A 5621-nucleotide genomic window follows, 5' to 3' on the forward strand; every position below is an offset into this window, starting at 1 on the left:
ATTGAAGAATATGTGGAGATAGATATCGCTGTAGTTCTTCAGCGAACAAATAAAACTCATCTTGAATCGATAGATTCATACAAAAACGCCATCCTTTCTGTATATTTCTACAAAAAGAATAACGTTTTCTATGAATTATTGGTATAAATCCATCTTAGATTGATAGTAATGTATGGTGACTCCTTATAGATTATTTTTTCTTACAGCATATGTGATTACATTTGTTTTTAATAAAACAGACTTTTCATTTCGAATAATTTTATATTCGAGCGGTTTTACTAGGATACTCAATACTTCCCAACCATCATATATTTGTCTTAATTTATTCATCATTTCTTCTGTTGGAATGTTTATCTCCATTAGTGCATTCAATTTCTTATTGGTATCCATATCAATTTCTTCAACTTCAGAATTTACAATGATACAATTTATTCCGTTGCACTTCGTTCCGTCTGCCATTCGTTGAACAACTTTTCCAAATACCTCTTCTGATTGGACATGTTCTAAACTTGAAACTGCAACAATGAAGTCGAAGTTATTAGGCTTAATTTCATAGTTTCCTATATCAGCTTTTTCAGTTTGAATTACTTCTTTAACTTCATATTCCTCACTGTATTGATTTAATTTTTGCAAAGCAGAGTCTAATAAATCAACACACACAACTGTACCGCCATTTTCTTTTATAGCTTGAGCCAATGGGATACTATTTCTGCCCACTCCAGAACCTAAATCAAGCACACTAAGATCGTCTTTTCCTTCAAACAATGGAATTAGATCTATTACCGTTTTTACAGGTTTATGTAGCCACGAACCTTCTTCAAACAGTTTATAATTATCGTAACAATAGTCGTGATATTTTTTCTCCTCTTTTCTTATAAATTCAATTCTGTTCATTGTTTTTCCTCATTTCTCAAATTATGTATCCTATAAATTACTGTAACAGATTTAATATAACTTTTTGAACTATCTTATCTTGTTACTTGAAGAAAGAATGATGAATAATATATACATGTGAGGTTGACATAACCACTTATTATTGATAGTATCCAAAAAATCTCACTTCTTATCTGAAAAAAGATAAGAAGTGAGATTTTTTGTTTTAGGGGCAACTTGATTTCTTAGCTTGACGGGCATGTATGGTGACCCCTACTTTGGTATTTAGCTAGATAACATGATCGTGAAATGTGCTATAAGGCTCCACCTGTAGATTTGAAATAAAGATCAACCGTTTCTAAAAAAGTTTAACCGCTTTGAAAAAAGATTAACTGTTTATAAAAAAGTTATACCGTTTCAATTCCTTTATATTTCGCTCTTTATGTGATATATTTATCACATAAAGAGCGAAATATATCACAAGGGAGATCTTATATGAAGAACAAATTAGCTTACTTAGGGTTTATTGGTTTTTTAGGGTTTTTGGCACCTTTCTCATTTTTTAGTGAAAATTCGTTTTCGCCTTACTACTATTTCCTTTTCTTTTTCTTCTTTTTATACGCAAAAGTTATACCAGATGAGCTTTTTATACTGCATGTTCGCATGGCCGCTACAAGGGCATTTTTTGTAACACTAGTATCCGGTAGTATACTACTCTTAAGTGTTTCTATTTTTGAAAATGTACATGTAATTCGTTTATTTGTTGCACTTTCAACTTTAATACCGTTAGGAACTTTTTTAATTAATTTAGAAATATTTGAACGTAGAGAAAAGAAAGGGATGCAGGATGACGCTGATTACTCGGATGAAAGAATATAGGGTAAAGTTAAATATGTCCCAAGAAGATTTAGCTAATAAGGTTGGAGTTAGAAGAGAAACAATTGGTAATCTCGAAAACGGAAAATATAACCCTTCATTAAAACTGGCTTACGATATTGCAAAAGTTTTAAAAGTACCCATTGAAGTGTTATTTTGGTTTGAAGACTAGTTTAATTCTATTACAAGGAAGTAAACTTTTGTAATAGATATGTCCCTGAGTTTTGATCCATCTTTTTTATAAAAACTAAATCAGTTCTTATAGCTAAAGAAACCATTTTGACCAATCTTTGTTCAAAAAAGGTTTCTTTTTATGTATTGCTAAATTGTGCTTCCATCAACATTTATAATTAAACTTTTTTTCAAAGCTACACCACCATACATGCCCATCAACTTAAGAAAACAAATCCACCCCAAAACGAAAAAAGTGAACTTAATTATCATGAATAAATGTGGCGTGAAAAATGTTGTTATGGGCATATTTCGAAATCTTAGAGAGAATAAAAAAGATATTGTTATATTCTTAAATCTGTAATATAATGAATTTATAGAATTCTTAATATTCAGAAATTAAGTGAGGAGGAAATAATATGGCAATCGCAATGGCAGTTTTATCATTCTTAGGTGGAGTAATTCCATTAGTAGCAACACTTCTAAAAGCATTCATGTAATAGAATTCTCTGCACTTATTTATAAAAATTATCATACAAATGATCTGTATATCAAAACCGAATTGATGTGCAGATCATTTGTGTGAGCAAACTTTAAACAAGAAAAAGAATCCCAGAAATCATAAGGGATTCTTTTTCTTTATGTAATTACGGCATTAACATGTTTGCTACCGAAAAGTGGTTTTGTGTAAACCTTACATGTATGGAATATACATCCAATTTTTATAGCAAATCGTTTCTTCCGAATGGTACAATCAAGGAAGAGGAGGGGTATTATGAAGAAACATCGTTTTAGAAATCTATTTTTCTGCTTTACAGCTCTTTTAGTGTTATCTGCTTGTCAAAAGTACAACGGTAAGTTAGAACAATGGGGTAGCACTGTTGACACTGTCGATACAGCTAAACTAAAAAGAAATAACATTCCGTATGAAATAAAAGATGGTAAAGTATATATTCCCGAAGATGCCTTTAGCGATGCTACGCTGTGTTGTACATAAGCAGTGATGTAAGCCCCTTTCTAAAGGGGCGGGGTTTGTTTTGCATGGGGTAAGCACCACATGTAAAACAACCTAACAGAGCAGGTTAACCCCAAAACGAAAAAAATGAACTTTGTTGCTATAAAAGGCACAAAATTTTCGTTTTGGGGGTACTTCAAAATCTTAGCTTGATGGTGAGGCCTAATAGGTCGTTACGTAAACTTCGTATGAATACTTTATTCATACGAAGAATATATGAATTCTCCCCTTTGAGAAGGTTTATTACAGGATAAAAGGGAATATTATCCACAAAAGGAAAGGGGTAAATTCATGAAAAAAAATATATTATTGCTGGCCTTATCATTATCCCTATATCAATCCGCTTGTTCGACTGAGACAAACACTGATAATACATCTACTACTGATCAACCAAAAGGAAAAACCGCCTCAATACAACAAGAGAAAAATCGTAAGCCTATTTTCTTTCAAGGAAAGGAGATAAAGAAGATTGAGCTTATATCGACTAAAGTAAAAAACAAAAAGGCAGTTATAAACCTAGAGTTTGATCAAATTATTAAAGCCATGGAACATACAGGAATATATAAGGATCGAGAAAGAGTTATTTCTCTTTTTCTGGATGACGAGGCGAAGAACGCGATAGATTACAAGATGATTATAAATTACCAAGACAATTCTAAAGAAATATATTTAATATGGTTAGAGAAAAATCCAACCGTTATAATTGCTCGACAAGACAATGAAGAACAAAAACATCTTGAACATTACATAATAAAAGGTGAGGACGCAAATCAAATATTAAATTTGTTTAAAAATGATAATGCAACATAACTTCCAATAATGAGACGTTATGTCTACCTGACATGAATAGGGTATGCAGGATTCTTTGTTCAACTAACGGTGCGGTTTTGTTGAACAAGGTATAAAATTATTGGGAGAAAAAATAAGTACCAAAGGGATTTAATTATCCAAAGGGGGAGCACATATGACTATAAACTCAGAATGTTTAGGTTGTAGATTATCTAACCAAATTGAACCAGTAAATATTGTATTTGAAAATGAGTATGTTTGTTGTTTCCTGGACATTGAACCTTTTAACGAGGGACATACCTTAATTCTTCCTAAAAAACATTATTTAGATGTTGAAGAATTAGATATTGAAACTGCAAATGCTATTATGATAGCGTCTATGACCATTTCAAAAGCACTAAAAAAATTATTTAATCCTGATGGGATCACGATTTGTCAAAATGGTGGGAAATTCAATGATTTGACGCATTATCATATGCACGTCATTCCGAGGTTTGAAGGAGAACCTTTTTACTGTGAGGAACAAAAAAATAATATCAGAGAAAAAGCTAAGTTTTTAGAAACAAAAACTAATTTGAAAAATTTGATTGAAGAGTTATCTTGAACGAAAGAGTGCGATACTTGAACAAGGGTATCACATTTACTTCCGCTTTCGAATTTTATGTAAATAAGCTGTCCATATGGACAGCTTATTGTATTTTTTTGCTTAGTTTGGGTTTTTTCCGAAATGCTGGCGATACCCCATCGCTATCAAGCTAAGCTTATGCAAAGTCAATTTCAAGCGAGATTGTTTCTTTTTTCTAAAGGGCAAGTGTAGATGATTGAAAGATTTGCATACGAAATAAACCCTAACGGGTTTCACTTTTTTGAATTAAGCGGCTTGATTATCAGACATGGTACAATTGTAAACGACACCTAATATATCAAAGACCGTTTTTTTCTCATATCGATGAGATTTCCGCCCGTTTTGCTGTAGGAGATTGAACAGGCGAAGTAACACCTTTGATAGCTCTTGGATGTTTTTTTGTATAGTTTGGAATAAAAGAAGAAAATAGTCTTTAATCATATATATGGCTTTATACTCACTAAGCTCTCGTTTTTTCTTCATGAGGAGCAATTGGCGCATTTGAAACATGATAGAGGAACAGAGTAGAATGGCAATCAATTGACCATATAAATGGCACTCTAATCGTTCTGGTTTTATCTTTTTACAATGATGAATGTGAAAGAATGACTTCCACGTTTTAAATAAAATTTCGATTTGCCAACGCAAAGAATACCAGTCATGTACCTGTCCCATCGGGACAATATCTGTAGGGGTGTTTGTCATATATACATTGATACCACTGAGTCGTTTACTACGAGGAGAATACTTCATTCCTTTCTTTTTTTCTCTTACAGCTTGATCTTGTAATCGTTTTTGTTGTTGTTGTTTTGTTAATCGATGAACAATTACACGAGCTGGCACTTTATCAATCATTCCTACATAAGCATCAGCTATTTCACATGTTTGTCCTGGTTGAAGGGAGTTCATTAACGTCTCCATATCTATCTGTATATACTCTGTACCCTTCTTAATTCTTCCGTCTTGAAAATAATCAGGGTTAGAATTTTTTTGATAAATACGTGTATTCGACTTGATACGAGAGATATAGTAGGCCTCTTTATCTTGTATATATTGAAGGTCTTTTAAATGAAAATAACCTAAATCTCGGATACATAAATCATTCGCTGTCACAGTTGGGGCACACAGAGAGCCGTAAGTGCGATCATGTTGTTTACCTGGACCTGTATGAATATGTAGGAACTGTCCACTTAACAAATCATACTCAAGTTGAATTTTCATCCCAGCTGTATGGCTACATCCTCCTGCACCTGGATAAACCGATGAAAATAC

Annotated in this window: 7 protein-coding genes; 5 read left to right on the plus strand and 2 right to left on the minus strand. The window is 32.6% G+C overall.

The window, feature by feature from the left end; translation table 11 throughout:
- Positions 1-183: 183 nt before the first annotated feature.
- The gene (locus ACM6HU_RS24160; RefSeq protein WP_016115620.1) at positions 184-894 is read right to left on the minus strand and encodes a class I SAM-dependent methyltransferase; all 711 of its coding nucleotides are present in this window, start codon (positions 892-894) and stop codon (positions 184-186) included.
- A gap of 474 nt (positions 895-1368) precedes the next feature.
- On the opposite strand from ACM6HU_RS24160, the gene ACM6HU_RS24165 reads away from it, so the two are divergent.
- The 5 genes from ACM6HU_RS24165 to ACM6HU_RS24185 all read left to right on the plus strand — a co-directional run bounded on the left by ACM6HU_RS24165 (position 1369) and on the right by ACM6HU_RS24185 (position 4328).
- On the plus strand, positions 1369-1752 hold the full coding sequence (locus ACM6HU_RS24165; RefSeq protein ID WP_016115621.1) for a DUF3796 domain-containing protein: 384 nt from the start codon (positions 1369-1371) through the stop codon (positions 1750-1752).
- On the plus strand, positions 1721-1921 hold the full coding sequence (locus ACM6HU_RS24170; protein WP_016115622.1) for a helix-turn-helix transcriptional regulator: 201 nt from the start codon (positions 1721-1723) through the stop codon (positions 1919-1921). Before ACM6HU_RS24165 ends, ACM6HU_RS24170 begins: the two co-directional genes overlap by 32 nt.
- Positions 1922-2695: 774 nt before the next feature.
- A complete protein-coding gene (locus tag ACM6HU_RS24175) occupies positions 2696-2917 on the plus strand; it encodes a hypothetical protein (RefSeq protein ID WP_016115623.1) in 222 nt (73 codons plus the stop codon).
- A 309-nt stretch (positions 2918-3226) separates the two neighbouring features.
- Entirely contained in the window at positions 3227-3745 is a 519-nt protein-coding gene (locus ACM6HU_RS24180; protein ID WP_088094646.1) for a DUF1374 domain-containing protein, read from the plus strand.
- A gap of 154 nt (positions 3746-3899) precedes the next feature.
- The gene (locus ACM6HU_RS24185) at positions 3900-4328 is read left to right on the plus strand and encodes an HIT family protein (RefSeq protein ID WP_016115625.1); all 429 of its coding nucleotides are present in this window, start codon (positions 3900-3902) and stop codon (positions 4326-4328) included.
- A gap of 267 nt (positions 4329-4595) precedes the next feature.
- Here the strand turns inward: ACM6HU_RS24185 and ACM6HU_RS24190 are convergent.
- Positions 4596-5621: IS4 family transposase (locus ACM6HU_RS24190; RefSeq protein WP_414848483.1), on the minus strand; the 1026-nt coding region annotated here is incomplete at its 5' end.

The organism is Bacillus sp. IT-79MI2, from assembly GCF_949768135.1.
In the GTDB taxonomy this organism is placed as follows: Bacteria; Bacillota; Bacilli; order Bacillales; family Bacillaceae_G; genus Bacillus_A; species Bacillus_A pseudomycoides.

What these genes read in the sequence shown, in the direction of transcription:
- ACM6HU_RS24165 (WP_016115621.1), top strand. Translation starts at nt 1,369, where the DNA reads ATGAAGAACAAATTAGCTTACTTAGGGTTTATTGGTTTTTTAGGGTTT.
- ACM6HU_RS24170 (WP_016115622.1), top strand. Translation starts at nt 1,721, where the DNA reads ATGACGCTGATTACTCGGATGAAAGAATATAGGGTAAAGTTAAATATG.
- ACM6HU_RS24175 (WP_016115623.1), top strand. Translation starts at nt 2,696, where the DNA reads ATGAAGAAACATCGTTTTAGAAATCTATTTTTCTGCTTTACAGCTCTT.
- ACM6HU_RS24180 (WP_088094646.1), top strand. Translation starts at nt 3,227, where the DNA reads ATGAAAAAAAATATATTATTGCTGGCCTTATCATTATCCCTATATCAA.
- ACM6HU_RS24185 (WP_016115625.1), top strand. Translation starts at nt 3,900, where the DNA reads ATGACTATAAACTCAGAATGTTTAGGTTGTAGATTATCTAACCAAATT.
- ACM6HU_RS24160 (WP_016115620.1), bottom strand. Translation starts at nt 894, where the DNA reads ATGAACAGAATTGAATTTATAAGAAAAGAGGAGAAAAAATATCACGAC.